Below are 18,980 nucleotides of genomic sequence, written 5' to 3'. Positions count from 1 at the left end.
CCCTGCGAAACGGCGTGGCTACACGCCGTTTCATCCGATCTCACCCATGTGGCGACGCCTGATCTACCACCCCGAAATCAACTACGCACTTCGTCAAACCTTGGTGTTGTGTTTGCCTGTGGCGGTGGGTCTGGTTCTGGGCCATCTGCAACAAGGCCTCCTTTTTTCCCTCGTTCCCGCCTGCTGCAACATCGCTGGCCTGGACACCCCGCACAAGCGCTTCTTTAAACGCCTGGTTATCGGCGGGTCGCTGTTTGCCCTTAGCAGCCTCGCGGTGCAGTTATTACTGCTTAATTCCGTGCCGCTGCCGTTGGCGCTCTCCGGGCTGGCACTGATCCTGGGCGTCACGGCGGAAATCAGTCCGCTTCATGCTCGCCTGCTCCCGGCGTCGCTTATTGCAGCGATATTCACACTCAGCCTGGCGGGCTCTATGCCGATGTGGGAACCGCTGCTGCTGTATGCCCTGGGCACGCTATGGTACGGGTTATTTAACTGGTTCTGGTTCTGGGTGTGGCGCGAACAGCCGCTGCGCGAAACCCTGAGCCTGCTGTACCGTCAGTTGGCGGAATATTGTGAAGCCAAATACAGCCTGCTGACCCAGCATACCGATCCGCAAAGCGCGCTGCCGCCGCTGCTGGCGCGCCAGCAAAAAACCGTCGACCTGATTACCCAGTGTTATCAGCAGCTACACATGCTGTCGACCGGTAAGCATCACGGCTATAAACGCCTGCTGCGCACTTTTCAGATCGCGCTGGATTTGCAGGAGCATATTTCCGTCAGCCTGCATCAGCCCGAAGAGGTGCAGAAGCTGGTGCGCGAAAGCCACGCCGAGGCGGTGATCCGCTGGAATGCCCAGACGGTGGCGGCCCGCCTGCGGGAACGCGCCGACGATATCCTGTATCACCGTTATCCGAAGCGCTTTGAAATGGATAAGCAGATTGGCGCGCTGGAAAAAATTGCCCGCCAGCACCCCGATAACCCGGTGGGACAGTTCTGCGAATACCATTTCAGCCGTATCGCCAGAGTGCTGAAATCCCAGCGTCCACTGTATTCGCGCGATCTGATGGAAGATAAGCAGCGCCGCCTGCCCGTGCTGCGCGCATTGAAAAGCTATCTGTCGTTGAAGTCCACCGCCCTGCGCAGCTCCGCCCGTATTGCGGTGATGCTGAGTATTGCCAGCCTGGTGGGTAGCGCCCTGCACCTACCGAAACCCTACTGGATTTTAATGACCGTGATGTTCGTGACCCAGAACGGCTATGGTGCCACGCGGGTGCGCATTCTCCACCGAGCGGGCGGCACCATGGCCGGGCTTATCATCGCCGGGATCACCCTGCACTATCACGTTGCCGATGGTTACACCCTGCTGGCGATGCTGGTCATCACCATCGTGAGCTATCTCATCATCCGCAAAAATTACGGCTGGGCGACGATCGGCTTTACCGTCACGGCGGTGTATAGCCTGCAACTGCTCTCCCTGAGCGGGGAGCAGTATATTCTGCCGAGGCTGATTGATACCTTGATTGGCTGCCTGATCGCCTTTGGCGGCATGGTGTGGTTGTGGCCCCAGTGGCAAAGCGGCCTGCTGCGTAAAAACGCCCACGATGCGCTGGAGGCGGACCAGAAAGCGATACGCTTGATCCTCAGCGACGACCCGCAGCCGACGCCGCTGGCCTGGCAGCGAATGCTGGTCAACCAGGCGCATAACGCGTTATACAACTCGCTGAACCAGGCAATGCAGGAACCGGGATTCAATAGCCACTATCTGGAAGAGATGAAGCTGTGGGTGACCCACAGCCAGTTTATCGTCGAGCACATTAATGCCATGACCACCATGGCGCGAGAACACACCATGCTGACGCCGGACCTGGCGCAGCGCTATTTGCAGTCCTGCGAAATTGCGCTCCAGCGCTGCCAGCAGCGGCTGGAATATGACGAGCCGGGGGAAACCAAAGACGCGGTGATCCTGGATATGCCGGAAGCCCTGTCCCAGGGACCGTTAAGCGTGCTGGAACAGCATCTCCAGCGGATACTCGGCCACCTCGATACCATGCACACCATTTCGTCTGTAGCATGGCGTCAGCGGCCGCATCATGGGATCTGGCTAAACCGGCGGCTAAATAATCCGAAAGCGGTTAACGACTGACTTTCGCAACGGCCTGCGCGAAGCGCGTCATGCCTTCATCGATATCGGCACTATCAACCACCAGCGATGGCGCGAAGCGCATCACATCCGGGCCAGCGTTCAGCACCATCACGCCCGCTTCTGCCGCCGCGTGCAAAAACTCACGCGCACGGCCTTTGTACTGCGGTTTAAGCTCGGCGCCAATCAGTAGCCCCATGCCGCGAATGTCGCTGAACACGTCGTACTGCGCGTCGATCTGCTCAAAATGCTTCACGAACTGGGCACGTTTTTGGTTCACGCCAGCCAGTACATCCGGGGTGTTGATGATATCGAACGCCGCGCCGGCTACCGCACAGGCTAACGGGTTGCCGCCGTAGGTAGAGCCGTGGGAGCCCACATGGAACACCGAGGCGATATCCTGAGTGGTCAACATTGCGCTGATCGGGAAACCGCCGCCCAGGGCTTTGGCGCTGGTGAGGATATCCGGCGTCACGCCGTAATGCATATAAGCGAACAGATCGCCGGTACGGCCCATGCCGCACTGCACTTCATCAAACACCAACAGCGCCTGATGTTTGTCGCACAGCTCGCGCAGGCCCTGTAAGAATTCCGGGGTCGCCGCCGTCACGCCGCCTTCGCCCTGAATCGGCTCCACCACAATGGCGCAGGTGTGATCGTCAATCACCGCTTCCACCGCATGCAGATCGTTAAACGGCACGTGGATAATATCTGCCGGTTTCGGTCCGAAGCCGTCAGAATATTTCGGCTGCCCGCCAACCGACACGGTAAACAGCGAACGGCCATGGAAAGCGTTATGGAAGGCGATGATTTTGGTTTTATACGGGCTGTGGCGGGTAGAGGCGTAATAGCGCGCCAGTTTGAACGCGGTCTCATTGGCTTCGGTGCCGGAGTTCATAAACAGCACGCGCTCGGCAAAGGTCGCGTTGATAATTTTGCGGCCCAGGCGCAGCGCTGGTTCATTGGTAAACACGTTGCTGGTGTGCCACAAGGTTTCACCCTGGGTTTTTAATGCCTCCACCAGCACCGGATGGCAGTGACCCAGCGCCGTGACCGCAATCCCGCCGGCAAAATCAACGTATTCTTTACCCTGCTGATCCCATACGCGGCTGCCCTGCCCTTTTACCGGGATAAACTCAGCCGGTGCATAGACTGGCAGAATAACGTCGTCAAAAGTCGCCCGGGTAATTGCAGTCTGTTCATTTGCCATCTTATGCCCATCCGTTTATGCAAAATCTTAATTGAAAAGATAAGCACAAAATATGCATAAAAAATCAATTAATGGCAATAGAAAATCAGCGGCGTAAAAAGTTGGCAAGCAGTGCATGGCCCTGTTCGCTGAGAATGCTTTCGGGATGAAACTGCACGCCCTCCAGATCCCACTCGCGATGGCGAATGCCCATGATTTCATCCTCCGCGCTCCAGGCGGTGACATCAAACGCGTCGGGCAGCGTTGCCGGTTCAATCAGCAGGGAGTGATAGCGCGTCACGGTGAGCGGGTTATTCAGCCCGTGAAACACGCCGCTACCGTTATGGCGAATCGCTGAGGTTTTGCCGTGCATCACCTGACGGGCGCGAATAATCCGTGCGCCAAACGCCTGGCCTATGGCCTGATGCCCAAGGCAGACCCCGAGGATTGGCAGCTTACCCGCATAATCACGAATCACATCCAGAGAGATGCCCGCTTCATTAGGGGTGCAGGGGCCGGGGGAAATGACAATTTTTTGCGGCGCGAGCGTGGCGATGTCGGCAACGCTGATTTCATCGTTGCGCTTAACCACCACCTCTGCGCCGAGTTCGCAGAAATACTGGTACAGGTTCCAGGTGAACGAATCGTAGTTATCAATCAGCAGTAGCATGGCGGCTCCGAAAAAATGAACCGCGCTATTCTACTCACTTTCCCGTGCTTCACTCACCACTTTGCTGAATATCGAGACCAGCGGTTCCAGATCGCCCATCGCGCCAGCCTGGTTCGCCTCGCGCCAGAACTGCGGGTCGATATCGCGCCAGTCGAGGCTATACCCGGCATGGATCGCCAGTTGCTCAAAGAAAATGCGCTGGCTCAGGCCAGAACCCAGGCGGAACGGGTGCAGCACATTAATCTCGCAATAGTAGTGCGCCAGCCGCTGGATAAATTCCGGCGCGGCCAGCCCTGCCAGATACCCTTCGTCTTCCAGATCCTGGAACAGGTCGTTGCCCTCTTTCTCGATATAGCCGAAATGGCAGAAGCGGGTATCGCCCTGGTAAATATCCACTTCACGCAACTCGCCCGCCCAGTCGAACACGTCCTGGAACAGGTGACGGTGGATAGCGCAGAGATGGGGCAACCCGCGTGGGATCGGCCCCAGCGGCAACGTGGCGGCACGCAGCGCAATCAGTTCCAGCATCGCGGTATCCAGACGCTGTGCCTGGCGGATAGTAAGGCGGTTTTTCAGGACATCCAGACCGGCATAGAGATACGGATCGCGCCCGTCGCCAAATTTATCGCTCATATTGCCCCCTGACTTCCTGAAGGCGTTGCTCGGCTTCGTCTGTGGTTAACTCGATTAACGGGATATCGCGTCCCTCCAGGCGCAGGCTGGCCTGAAAGTTACCGTTTCGCTTTTGCTCCCAGAGACGGGATTTCTGTTTATCGGTGAGTTTTTTAGACATAGCGCCTCCCTGATCGTGACCGTATTTGCCACAAGTATAAGCAGCAAATCACAGACACGCCGGGAGGCGGCAAACGCGGGTTAAGCGAACCCGCGCAAAAAGCGGTTAAGGCAGGACTTTAGCGGACAGGATAACTATCGGTTTTGACGGGACATTTTGGTAAGGACCCACGTCGTGAGTCTGGGCCTGGGCAATTTTATCGGCAATGTCCATCCCTTTCACAACTTTACCAAATACCGCATACCCGAAATCGCGCTGGCCGTGGTCGAGAAACGCGTTGTCAGCCACGTTGATAAAGAACTGGCTGGTGGCGCTGTCTTTATCTGCGGTGCGTGCCATCGAAATGGTGCCACGGGTGTTGCGCAGGCCATTATCGGCTTCGTTTTTAATCGGCGCGTTGGCTTGCTTTTGCTGCATATCAGACGTGAACCCGCCGCCCTGGACCATAAAGCCTGGGATCACGCGATGGAAAATGGTGTTGTTGTAGTAGCCGCTATTAACGTAATCAACGAAGTTTTTCGAAGAGATCGGCGCTTTCTGGCTGTTTAACTCCAGTTCGATATTGCCGGCAGAGGTCGTCAACAGTACGCGAGGGTCGCCTTTGGCAGCCAGCGCCGCGGGAGAGAGAGCGGAAAGAGCGAACACAGCTGCAACAGCCGCCAGAGTTGATTTGAGCATGAAGCATTCCTTACGAAAACAGGGTTAAAAGCGAGTGGCTTGATTCTAAAGACCGTAACCGCATCGTGCCAGACATTTACCTGGTTTTACGATGCCTGGCTAACATCCAGGATTTTTAGCTGGAAAGTATAGGAAATATATGTGATTAAACTCACATCGAATCGTGTGTTTTGCAGCAAATAAGTTCCTAAATGTTTATATGCATCACAAAAACACATAAACTGCCCGCGATTTCAGCGTCCCCAGGATGCTTTACCTTTCTCTTCACAGGATCTTCATGACTAACAGCAATCGCATTAAGCTCACATGGATCAGTTACTTTTCCTACGCCCTGACCGGCGCGTTAGTGATTGTCACCGGGATGGTGATGGGCAATATCGCCGACTACTTCGGCCTGCCGGTTTCCAGCATGAGCAATACCTTCACCTTCCTGAACGCCGGCATTTTAATTTCAATCTTTCTGAATGCCTGGCTGATGGAAATCGTCCCGCTAAAAACCCAACTGCGCTTTGGCTTTGTAATGATGGTGCTGGCGGTGGCGGGCCTGATGCTCAGCCATAGCCTGGCGCTGTTTTCCGCCTGTATGTTCGTACTGGGCGTGGTGAGCGGCATTACCATGTCCATCGGCACCTTCCTTGTTACCCAGATGTACGAAGGCCGCCAGCGCGGCTCGCGTCTGCTCTTTACCGACTCCTTCTTCAGCATGGCGGGCATGATTTTCCCAATGCTGGCGGCCTGGCTGTTGGCGCGCACCATTGAGTGGTATTGGGTTTACGCCTGCATCGGCCTGGTCTATGTGGCGATTTTTATCCTGACCTTCGGCTGCGAGTTCCCGGCGCTGGGCAAACACGCTAAACAGAGCAACACCCCTGTCGAGAAAGAAAAGTGGGGTATCGGCGTGCTGTTCCTGTCGGTGGCGGCGCTGTGCTACATCCTCGGCCAACTGGGCTTTATCTCCTGGGTGCCAGAATACGCCAAAAGCCTCGGCATGAGCCTGAACGACGCCGGGAAGCTGGTCAGCGATTTCTGGATGTCGTACATGTTCGGCATGTGGGCGTTCAGCTTTATTCTGCGTTTCTTCGATCTGCAACGCATTCTGACCGTGCTGGCGGGCCTCGCCACGGTGCTGATGTACTGCTTTATTTCCGGCGAACCGCAGCATATGGCGTGGTTTATTCTGACGCTGGGCTTCTTCTCCAGCGCCATTTACACCTCGATCATCACTCTTGGTTCGCTGCAAACCAACGTGCCGTCGCCTAAGCTGGTTAACTTTATTCTGACCTGCGGCACCGTCGGCACCATGTTGACCTTTGTTGTCACCGGCCCGATTGTTGCCCACAGTGGCCCTCAGGCGGCGCTCAATACCGCTAACGGTTTGTACGCTGTGGTGTTCGTCATGTGCCTGGTATTAGGCTTTGTGACGCGCCATCGCCGTCACAACGCTACCTCCGCAGCGCATTAATACTCAACGCGCCCTTTACTCTGCTGAAGGGCGCGTAAAGTAAATCTCCTCCCCGCCGTTATCCATTTTCACCCAGGTTTGCGACAGTTGCGTGGTGGCAATCACTTTGCCGTGACGCACCGACCAGCGCACTGGCACCTGGCGACGCACCGCTTCAAAGCCGTTCTCCGTCGGTAAAATAATCACGTTAGCCGGGTTGCCCTCTTCAATGCCGTACTCAGCAATACCCAGGGTTCTGGCACTGTTGTGGGTGATCAAATCCAGGCTCTGGTTAATCTGCTCGTAGCCCATCATCTGGCAAACGTGCAGGCCCATATGCAGCACCTGCAGCATGTTGCCGGTGCCCAGCGGATACCACGGATCAAAGACGTCGTCATGCCCGAAGCAGACGTTTATGTCTGCCGCCAGCAGCTCCTTTACCCGGGTAATGCCGCGCCGCTTCGGATAATCATCAAACCGTCCCTGCAAGTGGATATTCACCAGCGGATTGGCGACAAAATTAATCCCGGACAGCTTCAGCAGGCGGAACAGCCGCGAGGTGTAGGCGCCGTTGTAGCTGTGCATGGCGGTGGTATGGCTGGCGGTAACGCGCGGGCCGATATTTTCCCGCAGCGCCAGCGCCGCCACGGTTTCCAGAAAGCGCGACTGCTCGTCGTCGATTTCGTCGCAGTGAATATCCAGCGGCCGGTCATATTTCTTCGCCAGCGCAAAGGCGATATTCAGCGATTCGACGCCGTATTCGCGCGTGAATTCGAAATGTGGGATCGCGCCTACGACGTCTGCGCCGAGCTTCAGCGCCTCTTCCAGCAGAGCTTCGCCGTTGGGATACGAAAGAATTCCCTCCTGCGGAAACGCCACCAGTTGCAAATCAACCCAGGGTGCGACTTCCTTCTTAACTTCCAGCAGCGCCCGGAGCGCCGTCAGCGTCGGGTCGGAGACATCAACATGGGTTCGTACATACTGGATGCCCTGCGCCATCTGCCATTTCAGGGTTTGCCAGGCGCGTGCTTTGACATCCTCATGGCTCAGCGTCGCCTTGCGCTCGGCCCAGCGCTCGATCCCTTCAAACAGCGTCCCGGAAAGGTTCCAACTGGGCTCTCCGGCGGTTTGCGTAGTATCCAGATGAATATGCGGCTCGATAAACGGCGGTATCGCTAACCCACCGCGCGCGTTAAGCACATCAAGACTGCTGTGAACACCGTTTTTCATCGGCGTGATAGCACCAAATCGGCCCTTATCGATGGGAATTTGCCACAATCCTTCCCGCCCCGGTAAACGCACATTCTGGATTAACCATAAAGACGTTGAAGACATACTCCCTCCGCTGTAAGCCCTTTTTACAGAGTGATACCACATTCCGCCTGGCCTGACCCGAATTTGTTTAAAAAGCGCGCAAAATCGAAAACTGAATCAATTCCGCCACTTATAAAAACCTACAAAAATCAAGGATATACCCATTAAGGGGTATATAGGGCGGAAATTGATCTGAATCAAGAAGGGGCTTTGCTGAATCGTTAAGGTAAGCAGTAATAGAATAGAAATTGAGGCAAAAATGAGCAAAGTCAAACTGGCTATAATCGGTAACGGGATGGTAGGCCATCGCTTTATTGAGGATCTTCTCGATAAAGCTGACGCCAGCCAGTTCGACATTACCGTATTTTGTGAAGAGCCACGTATCGCCTACGATCGTGTTCACCTCTCCTCTTACTTCTCTCACCATACTGCTGAAGAACTCTCTTTAGTGCGCGAAGGTTATTATGAGAAGCACGGCGTGAATGTGCTGATGGGCGAACGCGCCATCACCATTAACCGCCAGGAAAAAGTGATCCACTCCAGCGCCGGGCGTACCGTCTATTACGACAAACTGATCATGGCGACCGGTTCCTACCCGTGGATCCCGCCAATTAAAGGGTCTGAAACCCAGGACTGCTTCGTCTACCGCACCATTGAAGATCTTAACGCCATTGAAGCCTGCGCCCGTCGCAGCAAACGCGGCGCAGTGGTCGGCGGTGGTCTGTTAGGCCTGGAAGCGGCTGGCGCGCTGAAAAACCTCGGCGTAGAAACCCACGTTATCGAATTCGCGCCGATGCTGATGGCTGAACAGCTCGATCAGATGGGCGGCGAGCAACTGCGTAAGAAAATCGAAAGCCTGGGCGTGAAAGTTCACACCAGCAAAAATACCCAGGAAATCGTGCAGACCGGCAAAAGCGCGCGTAAAACCATGCGCTTCGCCGACGGTAGCGACCTGGAAGTCGACTTCATCGTGTTCTCAACCGGTATTCGCCCGCGCGACAAACTGGCGACCCAGTGCGGTCTGGCCGTTGCGCAGCGCGGCGGTATTGTGATTAACGACAAATGCCAGACTTCTGACCCGGATATCTACGCTATCGGCGAATGCGCCAGCTGGCACAATCGCGTGTACGGCCTGGTGGCGCCGGGCTACAAAATGGCTCAGGTGGCGGTTGACCATATCCTCGGCAACTCCAACGCTTTTGAAGGTGCCGACCTCAGCGCCAAGCTGAAGCTGCTGGGCGTAGACGTGGGCGGCATCGGCGATGCGCATGGCCGTACCCCGAAATCCCGCAGCTATGTGTTCCTGGATGAGAGCAAAGAAACCTATAAACGCCTTATCGTCAGTGAAGACAACAAAACCCTGCTGGGCGCGGTGCTGGTGGGCGACACCAGCGATTACGGCAACCTGCTGCAACTGGTGCTGAACCAAATCGAACTGCCGGAAAACCCGGACGCGCTGATCCTGCCGCCTCACGCCAGCCAGGGCAAACCGGCTATCGGCGTGGATAAACTGCCGGACAGCGCGCAAATCTGTTCCTGCTTCGACGTGACCAAAGGCATGCTGATTTCCGCCATTAACAAAGGCTGCCACACCGTTGCGGCGTTGAAAGCGGAAACCAAAGCCGGTACTGGCTGCGGCGGGTGTATCCCGCTGGTGACTCAGGTGCTGAACGCCGAACTGGCGAAACAGGGTATCGAAGTCAGCCACAACCTGTGCGAACACTTCGCGTTCTCCCGTCAGGAGTTGTATCACCTGATCCGCGTGGAAGGCATCAAAACCTTCGACGAACTGCTGGCAAAATACGGTAAAGGCTACGGCTGTGAAGTGTGTAAACCCACCGTGGGCTCGCTGCTGGCGTCCTGCTGGAACGAATACATCCTGAAACCGAAGCACACCCCGCTTCAGGACACCAATGACAACTTCCTGGCTAACATCCAGAAAGACGGCACCTACTCGGTGATCCCACGCTCTGCTGGCGGGGAAATCACCCCGGAAGGGCTGATGGAAGTGGGCCGTATCGCCCGCGAGTTTAACCTGTACACCAAAATTACCGGCTCTCAGCGTATCGGCCTGTTCGGCGCGCAGAAAGACGACCTGCCGGAAATCTGGCGTCAACTGATTAAAGCAGGCTTTGAAACCGGCCATGCCTATGCCAAAGCGCTGCGTATGGCAAAAACCTGCGTGGGCAGCACCTGGTGCCGCTACGGCGTAGGCGACAGCGTCGGCTTCGGCGTCGAACTGGAAAACCGTTACAAAGGCATCCGCACCCCGCACAAAATGAAGTTCGGCGTATCCGGCTGTACCCGTGAATGTGCCGAGGCGCAGGGTAAAGACGTAGGTATCATCGCCACCGAAAAAGGCTGGAACCTGTACGTGTGCGGTAACGGCGGCATGAAACCGCGCCATGCGGATCTGCTGGCGGCGGACCTCGATCACGATACCCTGGTGCGTTATCTGGACCGCTTTATGATGTTCTACATCCGCACCGCCGACAAACTGACCCGCACCGCACCGTGGCTGGATAACATGGAAGGCGGCATCGACTACCTGAAAAGCGTGATCATCGACGACAAACTGGGCCTGAATGCCCAGCTTGAAGCCGAAATGGCCCGCCTGCGTGACGCCGTAGTCTGCGAGTGGACCGAGACGGTGAACGATCCGGCTGCCCAGGTTCGCTTCCAGCACTTTATTAACAGCCCGCTTCGCGACCCGAATGTTCAGGTGGTTTCCGAGCGTCAGCAACATCGTCCGGCTACGCCGTATGAACGTATCCCGGTCACCTTTGTGGAGGAGGAAACCGTATGAGCCAGTGGATAACTATCTGCCCGATCGACAAGATCCTGCCCGCTACCGGCGTGTGCGCCCTGCTGAACGACCAGCAGGTGGCGATCTTCCGCCCTCACCAGTCTGACGACGTGTACGCCATCAGCAATATCGACCCGTTCTTCGAGGCCAGCGTGCTGTCGCGCGGTTTAATCGTCGAACACCAGGGCGAACTGTGGGTAGCCAGCCCGCTGAAGAAACAGCGCTTCCGCCTGCGCGATGGTTTGTGCATGGAGGATGAAAGCCACTCCATTGCCCATTACGAAGCCCGCGTAAAAGACGGGCAGGTGCAGCTCAAAGCGTAATGCCCCTGGGCGAGGTTCCTCCTCGCCCTTTTTTAATTTTTCCGTCCCCGGCCTCTTTGCACGCAAAGATGTGCGGTAAACCGTGGGCGTTTTGCGTGAGGCATCGCGATAAAAACAGACCGGAAATCATTCCGGCCGCGAAAGCCAGCGCAGCCAAATTTATTATTTTCAATCTATTAGGATAACCAACATGTTTACAGACACCATTAATAAGTGCGCAGCCAATGCGGCGCGTATCGCCCGGCTCTCTTCCGGTAATCCGTTCGGGTTTTGGGTCAGCTCCGCGATGGCGGGTGCCTATGTCGGGCTGGGGATTATTTTGATTTTCACCCTCGGCAACCTGCTCGACCCGTCGGTGCGTCCGCTGGTGATGGGGGCGACCTTCGGCATCGCGTTGACCCTGGTGATCATCGCCGGTTCCGAGCTGTTTACCGGTCACACCATGTTCCTGACCTTTGGCGTTAAAGCGGGCACCATCAGCCACGGCCAGATGTGGGCGATCCTGCCGCAAACCTGGCTGGGCAACCTGGTGGGCTCGGTGTTTGTTGCGCTGCTGTACAGCTGGGGCGGCGGTAGCCTGCTGCCGGTAGACAGCAGCCTGGTGCATACCGTGGCGCTGGCCAAAACCTCTGCGCCAGCGATGGTGCTGTTCTTCAAAGGCGCGCTGTGTAACTGGCTGGTTTGCCTGGCGATCTGGATGGCAATCCGCACCGAAGGCGCAGCGAAATTCCTGGCGATCTGGTGGTGCCTGCTGGCGTTTATCGCTTCCGGCTACGAACACTCCGTTGCCAACATGACGCTGTTTGCCCTCTCCTGGTTCGGTCACCACAGCGATGCCTACACGCTTTCCGGCATCGGTCATAACCTGTTGTGGGTAACCCTCGGCAATACCTTCTCCGGCGCGGTGTTTATGGGATTAGGTTACTGGTATGCTACGCCAAAAGCGGAGCGTCCGACTCCTGCACACATCGCAACCGTTGCGGCGAAAGCCAGCCACTAAGAGGTCATGTCGTGGATCACCTGCCGATATTTTGTCAGTTAAAACAGCGCCCCTGCTTATTAGTCGGTGGCGGGGATGTAGCAGAACGCAAAGCGCGCCTGCTGATGGAGGCAGGAGCCCTGGTGACGGTGAACGCGCTGACGTTCACCCCGCAGTTTCAGGTCTGGCGCGACGAAGGCGCATTAACGCTGGTTACGGGTCCGTTTGACGCCAGCCTGATGGACAATTGCTGGCTGGTGATTGCCGCTACGGATAACGACGCGGTGAACGCACAGGTCAGCGAGGCCGCCGAAGCACGCCGCATCTTCTGCAACGTGGTGGATGCGCCGCAGCAGGCCAGCTTTATCATGCCGTCGATTATCGACCGCTCGCCGCTGATGGTAGCGGTCTCCTCCGGCGGCACCTCCCCGGTTCTGGCGCGCTTGCTGCGTGAGAAACTCGAATCCCTGTTGCCCCAGCATCTCGGGCAAATCGCCCACTACGCCGGAAAGCTACGCCGCCGCGTGAAGAACACTTTCGGCAGCATGAGTGAGCGCCGTCGCTTCTGGGAAAAGCTGTTTGTGAATGACCGCCTGGCGCAGTCACTCGCCAATCAGGATGAGCAGAACGTCGCGATACTCACCGAAACTCTGTTCACCGAACCGCTGGATAACCGTGGCGAAGTGGTGCTGGTGGGTGCCGGTCCGGGCGATCCGGGCCTGCTGACGCTGAAAGGCCTGCAACAAATCCAGCAGGCGGATATCGTGGTTTATGATCGGCTGGTATCCGATGAAATTATGAATCTGGTGCGCCGCGACGCCGATCGGGTGTTTGTCGGCAAACGCGCCGGTTACCACTGCGTACCCCAGGAAGAGATTAACCAAATCCTGCTGCGCGAAGCCCAACGTGGCAAACGCGTAGTGCGGCTGAAAGGCGGCGATCCGTTTATCTTCGGGCGCGGCGGCGAGGAGTTAGAAACGCTGATCGGCGCGGGCATTCCTTTCTCCGTGGTGCCCGGCATTACCGCCGCGTCCGGCTGTTCCGCCTATGCAGGTATCCCGCTCACCCACCGCGATTATGCCCAGAGCGTGCGGTTAATCACCGGCCACCTGAAAAGCGGCGGCGAGTTTGACTGGCATAACCTGGCAGCAGAAAAACAGACGCTGGTGTTCTATATGGGCCTCAACCAGGCGGCAACCATCCAGCAAAAACTGCTGAAGCACGGTATGGATGCCGATATGCCGGTGGCGCTGGTGGAAAACGGCACCAGCATTAAACAACGGGTGGTCAACGGCACGCTGACGCAGCTCGGCGAGCTGGCGCAGCAGGTCGAAAGCCCGAGCCTGATTTTTGTAGGCCGGGTAGTGGCGCTGCGCGAAAAGCTACGCTGGTTTTAATTATCCCGGGCAGCCTCAAAGCCTGCCCGCTCATTTTGCCTTCCTACTCTTTCTCTTCCTGTCAGTTATCGTCCTCTCGTGCTCTGCCTATTATAAATCTCTTATTTTCAATCGATTAACGAATTAACTCGTAACAACCTGCTCACAAATGGCGATTTTGTGATCTACTTCGCCAATACAATTCATCATATGTTGTTATATTCATTATGCGTCATCTCATAATGAAAACAGCAAAGCGATACCCCGCGATCACCCCTCCAGATCGTGCGGCGACCTGCTGCCTTCATTCAGGCGCACTGAACCCTACAACTCCATTTGATAATTAAAAAGGTAACGATATGGAAGGCCAGGAACTCCAACGCAAGCTCGGCTTTTGGGCCGTGCTGGCCATTTCCGTCGGAACGACCGTCGGTTCCGGTATTTTCGTTTCGGTTGGTGAAGTAGCAAAAGCGGCAGGCTCTCCGTGGCTCACGGTGCTTGCTTTCGTGATTGGCGGGCTGATTGTGATCCCGCAGATGTGCGTTTACGCGGAGCTGTCCACCGCGTATCCCGAAAACGGCGCGGACTATGTGTATCTGAAAAACGCCGGTAGCCGTCCGCTGGCGTTTCTCTCCGGTTGGGCCAGCTTCTGGGCCAACGACGCGCCGTCACTCTCGATTATGGCGCTGGCGATTGTCAGTAATCTGGCCTTCCTGGTGCCGATCGATCCGTTTGCCGGTAAGTTCGTCGCCACCGGTCTGATTCTGGTGTTTATGCTGCTGCACCTGCGTTCGGTTGAAGGCGGCGCGACCTTCCAGACGCTGATCACCATCGCCAAAATCATTCCGTTTGCCATTGTGATTGGCATCGGCGTGTTCTGGCTAAAAGGCGATAACTTTAGCGCGCCGGCGACCGCCACCACCAGCGCGGCGGCAGGGATTATGGCGCTGTTGGCCGGGATCTCCGCCACCAGTTGGTCCTACACCGGTATGGCATCTATTTGCTATATGACCGGCGAAATCAAAAACCCCGGCAAAACCATGCCGCGTGCGCTGATCGGCTCCTGTTTACTGGTGTTGGTGCTCTATTCGCTGCTGGCGCTGGTGATCACCGGGCTGATGCCGTTCGACAAGCTCGCCGCCTCGGGAACGCCCATTTCCGACGCGCTTACCTACATTCCGGCGCTCGGCAGCGTGGCGGGCATTTTTGTCGCCATCACCGCCATCATCGTGATCCTCGGCTCGCTTTCCAGCTGCGTGATGTACCAGCCGCGCCTCGAGTACGCGATGGCGAAAGATAACCTGTTTTTCAAAAGCTTCGGGCACGTTCATCCGAAATACAACACGCCGGATGTCTCTATCATCCTGCAGTGCGCCCTCGGCATCTTCTTTATCTTCGTCTCTGACCTGACCAGCCTGTTGGGCTACTTCACGCTGGTGATGTGCTTCAAAAACACCCTGACCTTCGGCTCGATTATCTGGTGCCGCAAACGCGAGGACTACAAACCGCTGTGGCGCACCCCGGCGTTCGGCCTGATGACCTTTGCCGCTATCGCCTCGAGCTTAATTCTTGTGGCCTCCACCTTCGTGTGGGCGCCAGTCCCGGGGCTGGTCTGCGCCCTGATTGTTATCGCCACCGGCCTGCCCGCTTATGCCTTCTGGGAAAAGCGCAACCGCCGTCTGGCTCATATTTCTTAACCCTGTCTGGAGAGTTGTTGCATGTTGAATATTGATAAAAACACGGTGGATTTCCTGGTAACCGAAAACATGGTCAAGGAAGTGGAGAAGGTTCTCGAGAAAGACGTTCCCCGCGTGCATGCCATTGTTGATGAAATGATCGGGCGCGGCGTGGATCGCATTTACTTTGTCGCCTGCGGTTCCCCGCTGAATGCGGCGCAGACGGCAAAACATCTGGCGGATCGTTTCTCCAGCCTTCAGGTTTACGCGCTTTCCGGCTGGGAGTTCTGCGATAACACCCCGCACCGCCTGGATTCGCGCTGCGCGGTGATCGGCGTCTCTGACTACGGCAAGACCGAAGAAGTGATTAAGGCGCTGGAGCTGGGCGCGGCGTGCGGCGCGCTGACCGCCGCCTTTACCAAACGCCCGGACAGCCCGATTACTCAGGCCGCTGAACATGTGGTGGCGTATGAGGCTGACTGCATCTGGGAAATCCATTTGCTGCTGTGCTACAGCGTGGTGCTGGAGATGATTACCCGCCTCGCGCCACATACCGAAATCGGCAAAATCAAAAACGATCTGCGCAAGCTACCGCAGGCGCTCGGGCATCTGGTGCGCACCTGGGAAGACAAAGGGCGTCAGCTTGGCGAGCAGGCCTCACAGTGGCCGATGATCTATACCGTTTCCGCCGGTCCGCTGCGTCCGCTGGGTTACAAAGAGGGGATCGTCACGCTGATGGAGTTCACCTGGACCCACGGCTCGGTGATTGAGAGCGGCGAATTCCGCCACGGCCCGCTGGAAATCGTTGAGCCGGGCGTGCCGTTCCTGTTCCTGCTCGGTAACGACGAAAGCCGTCACACCACCGAGCGCGCCATCCGTTTCGTGCGCGAGCGTACCGATAACATCATCGTGATCGACTATGCCGAGATCGCTCAGGGGCTGCACCCGTGGCTCGCGCCGTTCCTGATGTTCGTACCGATGGAATGGCTCTGCTACTACCTCTCTATCTACAAAGACCACAACCCGGACGATCGCCGTTACTACGGCGGCATCGTCGAGTATTAATTCCCTCGCCCGGCCTCCATGCAGGCCGGGCATCACACAGCAAGGAGCAGACAGATGAAAACGGGTATGTTTACCTGCGGGCATCAGCGTTTACCGCTGGAACACGCGTTTCGCGACGCGCATGAGTTAGGGTATGACGGGCTGGAGCTGTGGGGCGGTCGCCCCCATGCTTATGCGCCGGACCTCAACGCGGGCGGCATTAAGCACGTTAAAGAACTGGCACGGGTGTATCAGATGCCGATTATCGGCTACACGCCAGAAACCAACGGTTATCCGTACAATATGATGCTGGGCGATGAGCGGATGCGCCGCGAAAGCCTGGATATGATCAAGCTCGGTATGGATATGGCGAAAGAGATGGATGCCGGATTCACGCTGATTTCCGCCGCTCACGCCGGCTATCTCACACCGCCCGACGCCATCTGGCAGCGGGTGGCGGATAATCTGCGCGAACTCTGCGATCACGCAGAAAACATCGGCATGGATCTGTTGCTGGAGCCGCTGACGCCGTATGAGTCCAACGTGGTGTGCAATGCCAACGATGTGCTGCGTGCGCTGGCGCTGGTGCCTTCGCCGCGCCTGTTCAGCATGATTGATATCTGCGCCCCGTTTGTTCAGGGCGAGCCGGTGATGAGCTATTTCGATAAGCTGGGCGACAAGCTGCGCCATCTGCATATTGTCGACAGCGACGGTGCCAGCGACAGCCACTACATTCCGGGCGAAGGCAAAATGCCGCTGCGTGAGTTAATGCGCGATATTATCGACAGTGGATACAAGGGCTACTGCACGATTGAGCTGGTGACGATGTATATGAACGAGCCACGGCTTTATGCTCGTCAGGCGCTGACGCGTTTTCGCGAGCTGCTGCCCCAGGAGGCGCAATGAAACGGCTGGCAACGGTAGGCGATAACTGCGTGGATATTTATCCCCAGTTGGGCAAAGCGTTTTCCGGCGGCAACGCCGTTAATGTGGCAGTCTACAGCACGCGTTACGGGATGCAGCCCGCCTGCGTCAGTTGGGTGGGTGAAGACGATTACGGTGCCATGCTGCGCCGCGACCTGGCACAGCATGGCGTGGATATTTCCCACCTGCGGGTGATGCCCGGCGTAACGGCGCAAACCCAGGTGGAACTGCGTAATAACGATCGCATTCTCGGCGACTATACCGAAGGCGTGATGGCGGATTTCAGCGTCGGCGAGCAGGAACTTGCATGGCTCAAAGAATTCGACATTATCCATTCTGCCATCTGGGGCCATGCGGAGTCCGCTTTCCCTGCGCTGAAGGCGGCGGGCAAAATCCTGTCGTTCGATTTTGCCGACAAATGGGAAAGCCCGCTGTGGCGCACGCTGCCGGAACATCTTGATTATGTTTTTGCCTCGGCAAATGACGATAATCCGTGGCTGCGCGACCGGCTGCAAACCGTGGTGCAATGCGGCGCGGGGGTGGCGATCGCCACGCTTGGCGAAAACGGCAGCCTGGCGTGGGACGGCACGCAGTTCTGGCAGATGCCGCCGCAGCGCGTCGACGTGGTGGATACCATGGGGGCCGGGGATTCCTACATCGCCGGGTTCCTGTGTGCTATCGCTAACGGCTTGCCGCTTCAGGACGCCATGAGACAGGGCACCGAGTGCGCCGCACGCACCATTGGCTATCATGGTGCCTGGTGAGGGTCGGCGTTGGCGTGACATTACACACGCCAACGCCTGTTACTCATCCAGAAACGCTCATATAATCAACCCCACTCCTCTTACAACTTCAGGGTCGATTCATGCCAGCTACGGAGCGCTACTCACATCAACTCCTTTACGCCACCGTGCGCCAACGCCTGCTTGATGATATCGCGCAGGGGGTTTACCGGGCGGGTCAACAGATCCCGACTGAAAGCGAGTTATGCACGCTCTATAACGTCAGCCGCATCACCATTCGCAAAGCGATCAGCGATTTGGTCAACGACGGCGTGCTGCAACGCTGGCAGGGGAAAGGCACGTTCGTGCAAAGTAAAAAGGTTGAAAACGCGCTGCTGACGGTTAGCGGTTTTACCGATTTTGGCGTGTCTCAGGGTAAGCCGACCCGGGAAGAAGTCATTGAACAGGAGCGCATTAACGCCGATCCGTTCTGCGAGAGGTTGAATATCCCCGGCGGCAGCGAGATTTTTCGCCTGATGCGGGTCATGTATCTCGACGATGAACCGCTGTTTATCGACAGTTCCTGGATCCCGCTTTCCCGCTACCCGGCGTTTGATGAAATTTATACCGCAGGCGCATCCACCTATAAGCTGTTCCAGGAAAAATTCGACACCCGCGTGGTGAGCGATAAAAAGACCATCGATATCTTTATGGCCACCAAAGCCGAGGCCCAGAGGCTGAAATGCGAACTGGGCGAGCCGCTGTTCCGCATCAGCAAAATCGCTTTCGATCAGAACGCGAAACCGGTGCACTATTCCGAACTGTTCTGCCGCGCCAACCGCGTCAGCCTGACTATCGATAATCAGCGCCAGAAATAAAAAAGAGGGCCGAAGCCCTCTTAACGT

Annotated in this window: 17 protein-coding genes; 11 read left to right on the top strand and 6 right to left on the bottom strand. The window is 56.8% G+C overall.

Features of this window, described 5'->3' with window-relative positions; genetic code table 11:
* Window positions 1-46: 46 nt before the first annotated feature.
* Window positions 47-2,143 (top strand): YccS/YhfK family putative transporter, encoded by a 2,097-nt coding sequence (locus ACVV26_RS01810; protein WP_474799742.1) that lies wholly within the window; start codon window positions 47-49, stop codon window positions 2,141-2,143.
* On the opposite strand, the gene argD is transcribed toward ACVV26_RS01810, so the two are convergent.
* The 5 genes from argD to ppiA form a co-directional block, all read right to left on the bottom strand.
* Window positions 2,133-3,350 carry a bifunctional acetylornithine/succinyldiaminopimelate transaminase gene (argD, locus tag ACVV26_RS01805; protein ID WP_474799741.1) on the bottom strand — a complete coding sequence of 406 codons (1,218 nt, stop codon included), beginning with the start codon at window positions 3,348-3,350 and terminating at the stop codon, window positions 2,133-2,135. The two genes, ACVV26_RS01810 and argD, sit on opposite strands and share 11 nt — an antisense overlap.
* An 85-nt stretch (window positions 3,351-3,435) precedes the next feature.
* The gene (pabA, locus tag ACVV26_RS01800) at window positions 3,436-3,999 is read right to left on the bottom strand and encodes an aminodeoxychorismate synthase component 2 (RefSeq protein WP_474799740.1); all 564 of its coding nucleotides are present in this window, start codon (window positions 3,997-3,999) and stop codon (window positions 3,436-3,438) included.
* A 30-nt stretch (window positions 4,000-4,029) separates the two neighbouring features.
* Window positions 4,030-4,632 carry a putative adenosine monophosphate-protein transferase Fic gene (locus ACVV26_RS01795; protein ID WP_474799739.1) on the bottom strand — a complete coding sequence of 201 codons (603 nt, stop codon included), beginning with the start codon at window positions 4,630-4,632 and terminating at the stop codon, window positions 4,030-4,032.
* Complete coding sequence (locus ACVV26_RS01790; RefSeq protein ID WP_312981870.1) at window positions 4,622-4,792, bottom strand: YhfG family protein; 171 nt, start codon at window positions 4,790-4,792, stop codon at window positions 4,622-4,624. Before ACVV26_RS01790 ends, ACVV26_RS01795 begins: the two co-directional genes overlap by 11 nt.
* Before the next feature lie 105 nt (window positions 4,793-4,897).
* A complete protein-coding gene (gene ppiA, locus ACVV26_RS01785; RefSeq protein ID WP_312981872.1) occupies window positions 4,898-5,470 on the bottom strand; it encodes a peptidylprolyl isomerase A in 573 nt (190 codons plus the stop codon).
* A gap of 277 nt (window positions 5,471-5,747) precedes the next feature.
* On the opposite strand from ppiA, the gene tsgA reads away from it, so the two are divergent.
* Window positions 5,748-6,932 (top strand): MFS transporter TsgA, encoded by a 1,185-nt coding sequence (gene tsgA / locus ACVV26_RS01780; RefSeq protein ID WP_474799738.1) that lies wholly within the window; start codon window positions 5,748-5,750, stop codon window positions 6,930-6,932.
* 15 nt (window positions 6,933-6,947) lie between these two features.
* Here the strand turns inward: tsgA and ACVV26_RS01775 are convergent, their stop codons facing one another.
* Window positions 6,948-8,246 carry a cytosine deaminase gene (locus ACVV26_RS01775; RefSeq protein ID WP_474799737.1) on the bottom strand — a complete coding sequence of 433 codons (1,299 nt, stop codon included), beginning with the start codon at window positions 8,244-8,246 and terminating at the stop codon, window positions 6,948-6,950.
* 238 nt (window positions 8,247-8,484) lie between these two features.
* On the opposite strand from ACVV26_RS01775, the gene nirB reads away from it, so the two are divergent.
* From nirB to ACVV26_RS01730, 9 genes are all read left to right on the top strand, one after another.
* Window positions 8,485-11,031, top strand: coding sequence for a nitrite reductase large subunit NirB (nirB, locus tag ACVV26_RS01770; protein WP_474799736.1), 2,547 nt, complete (start codon window positions 8,485-8,487; stop codon window positions 11,029-11,031).
* Window positions 11,028-11,354, top strand: a complete 327-nt coding sequence (nirD, locus tag ACVV26_RS01765; RefSeq protein ID WP_474799735.1) for a nitrite reductase small subunit NirD — start codon at window positions 11,028-11,030, stop codon at window positions 11,352-11,354. The genes nirB and nirD overlap by 4 nt, the downstream gene beginning before the upstream one ends.
* Before the next feature lie 190 nt (window positions 11,355-11,544).
* A complete protein-coding gene (nirC, locus tag ACVV26_RS01760) occupies window positions 11,545-12,354 on the top strand; it encodes a nitrite transporter NirC (protein ID WP_474799734.1) in 810 nt (269 codons plus the stop codon).
* Window positions 12,355-12,365: 11 nt separating this feature from the next.
* A complete protein-coding gene (gene cysG / locus ACVV26_RS01755; protein WP_474799733.1) occupies window positions 12,366-13,730 on the top strand; it encodes a siroheme synthase CysG in 1,365 nt (454 codons plus the stop codon).
* A 338-nt stretch (window positions 13,731-14,068) separates the two neighbouring features.
* Window positions 14,069-15,406, top strand: a complete 1,338-nt coding sequence (gene frlA / locus ACVV26_RS01750) for a fructoselysine/psicoselysine transporter FrlA (protein ID WP_474799732.1) — start codon at window positions 14,069-14,071, stop codon at window positions 15,404-15,406.
* 21 nt (window positions 15,407-15,427) lie between these two features.
* The gene (gene frlB, locus ACVV26_RS01745; protein WP_474799731.1) at window positions 15,428-16,450 is read left to right on the top strand and encodes a fructoselysine 6-phosphate deglycase; all 1,023 of its coding nucleotides are present in this window, start codon (window positions 15,428-15,430) and stop codon (window positions 16,448-16,450) included.
* Window positions 16,451-16,504: 54 nt separating this feature from the next.
* Window positions 16,505-17,335, top strand: coding sequence for a fructoselysine 3-epimerase (gene frlC, locus ACVV26_RS01740; RefSeq protein ID WP_474799730.1), 831 nt, complete (start codon window positions 16,505-16,507; stop codon window positions 17,333-17,335).
* The gene (gene frlD, locus ACVV26_RS01735; RefSeq protein ID WP_474799729.1) at window positions 17,332-18,117 is read left to right on the top strand and encodes a fructoselysine 6-kinase; all 786 of its coding nucleotides are present in this window, start codon (window positions 17,332-17,334) and stop codon (window positions 18,115-18,117) included. Before frlC ends, frlD begins: the two co-directional genes overlap by 4 nt.
* Before the next feature lie 101 nt (window positions 18,118-18,218).
* Window positions 18,219-18,953, top strand: coding sequence for a GntR family transcriptional regulator (locus ACVV26_RS01730; protein WP_312981890.1), 735 nt, complete (start codon window positions 18,219-18,221; stop codon window positions 18,951-18,953).
* The last annotated feature ends 27 nt before the right edge of the window (window positions 18,954-18,980 follow it).

The sequence above is a fragment of the Atlantibacter sp. MEI4A-1023 genome, from assembly GCF_056155425.1.
The sequence above is the reverse complement of the archived record's forward strand: the minus strand, read 5'-3'. Positions and strand labels throughout refer to the sequence as shown.

Excerpts from the sequence above, each read along its gene's own strand:
- tsgA (WP_474799738.1), top strand. The coding sequence starts at position 5,748 with ATGACTAACAGCAATCGCATTAAGCTCACATGGATCAGTTACTTTTCC.
- frlD (WP_474799729.1), top strand. The coding sequence starts at position 17,332 with ATGAAACGGCTGGCAACGGTAGGCGATAACTGCGTGGATATTTATCCC.
- frlA (WP_474799732.1), top strand. The coding sequence starts at position 14,069 with ATGGAAGGCCAGGAACTCCAACGCAAGCTCGGCTTTTGGGCCGTGCTG.
- nirD (WP_474799735.1), top strand. The coding sequence starts at position 11,028 with ATGAGCCAGTGGATAACTATCTGCCCGATCGACAAGATCCTGCCCGCT.
- ppiA (WP_312981872.1), bottom strand. The coding sequence starts at position 5,470 with ATGCTCAAATCAACTCTGGCGGCTGTTGCAGCTGTGTTCGCTCTTTCC.
- ACVV26_RS01790 (WP_312981870.1), bottom strand. The coding sequence starts at position 4,792 with ATGTCTAAAAAACTCACCGATAAACAGAAATCCCGTCTCTGGGAGCAA.
- ACVV26_RS01775 (WP_474799737.1), bottom strand. The coding sequence starts at position 8,246 with ATGTCTTCAACGTCTTTATGGTTAATCCAGAATGTGCGTTTACCGGGG.
- ACVV26_RS01730 (WP_312981890.1), top strand. The coding sequence starts at position 18,219 with ATGCCAGCTACGGAGCGCTACTCACATCAACTCCTTTACGCCACCGTG.
- argD (WP_474799741.1), bottom strand. The coding sequence starts at position 3,350 with ATGGCAAATGAACAGACTGCAATTACCCGGGCGACTTTTGACGACGTT.
- ACVV26_RS01795 (WP_474799739.1), bottom strand. The coding sequence starts at position 4,632 with ATGAGCGATAAATTTGGCGACGGGCGCGATCCGTATCTCTATGCCGGT.
- frlB (WP_474799731.1), top strand. The coding sequence starts at position 15,428 with ATGTTGAATATTGATAAAAACACGGTGGATTTCCTGGTAACCGAAAAC.
- ACVV26_RS01810 (WP_474799742.1), top strand. The coding sequence starts at position 47 with ATGTGGCGACGCCTGATCTACCACCCCGAAATCAACTACGCACTTCGT.
- frlC (WP_474799730.1), top strand. The coding sequence starts at position 16,505 with ATGAAAACGGGTATGTTTACCTGCGGGCATCAGCGTTTACCGCTGGAA.
- nirC (WP_474799734.1), top strand. The coding sequence starts at position 11,545 with ATGTTTACAGACACCATTAATAAGTGCGCAGCCAATGCGGCGCGTATC.
- nirB (WP_474799736.1), top strand. The coding sequence starts at position 8,485 with ATGAGCAAAGTCAAACTGGCTATAATCGGTAACGGGATGGTAGGCCAT.
- pabA (WP_474799740.1), bottom strand. The coding sequence starts at position 3,999 with ATGCTACTGCTGATTGATAACTACGATTCGTTCACCTGGAACCTGTAC.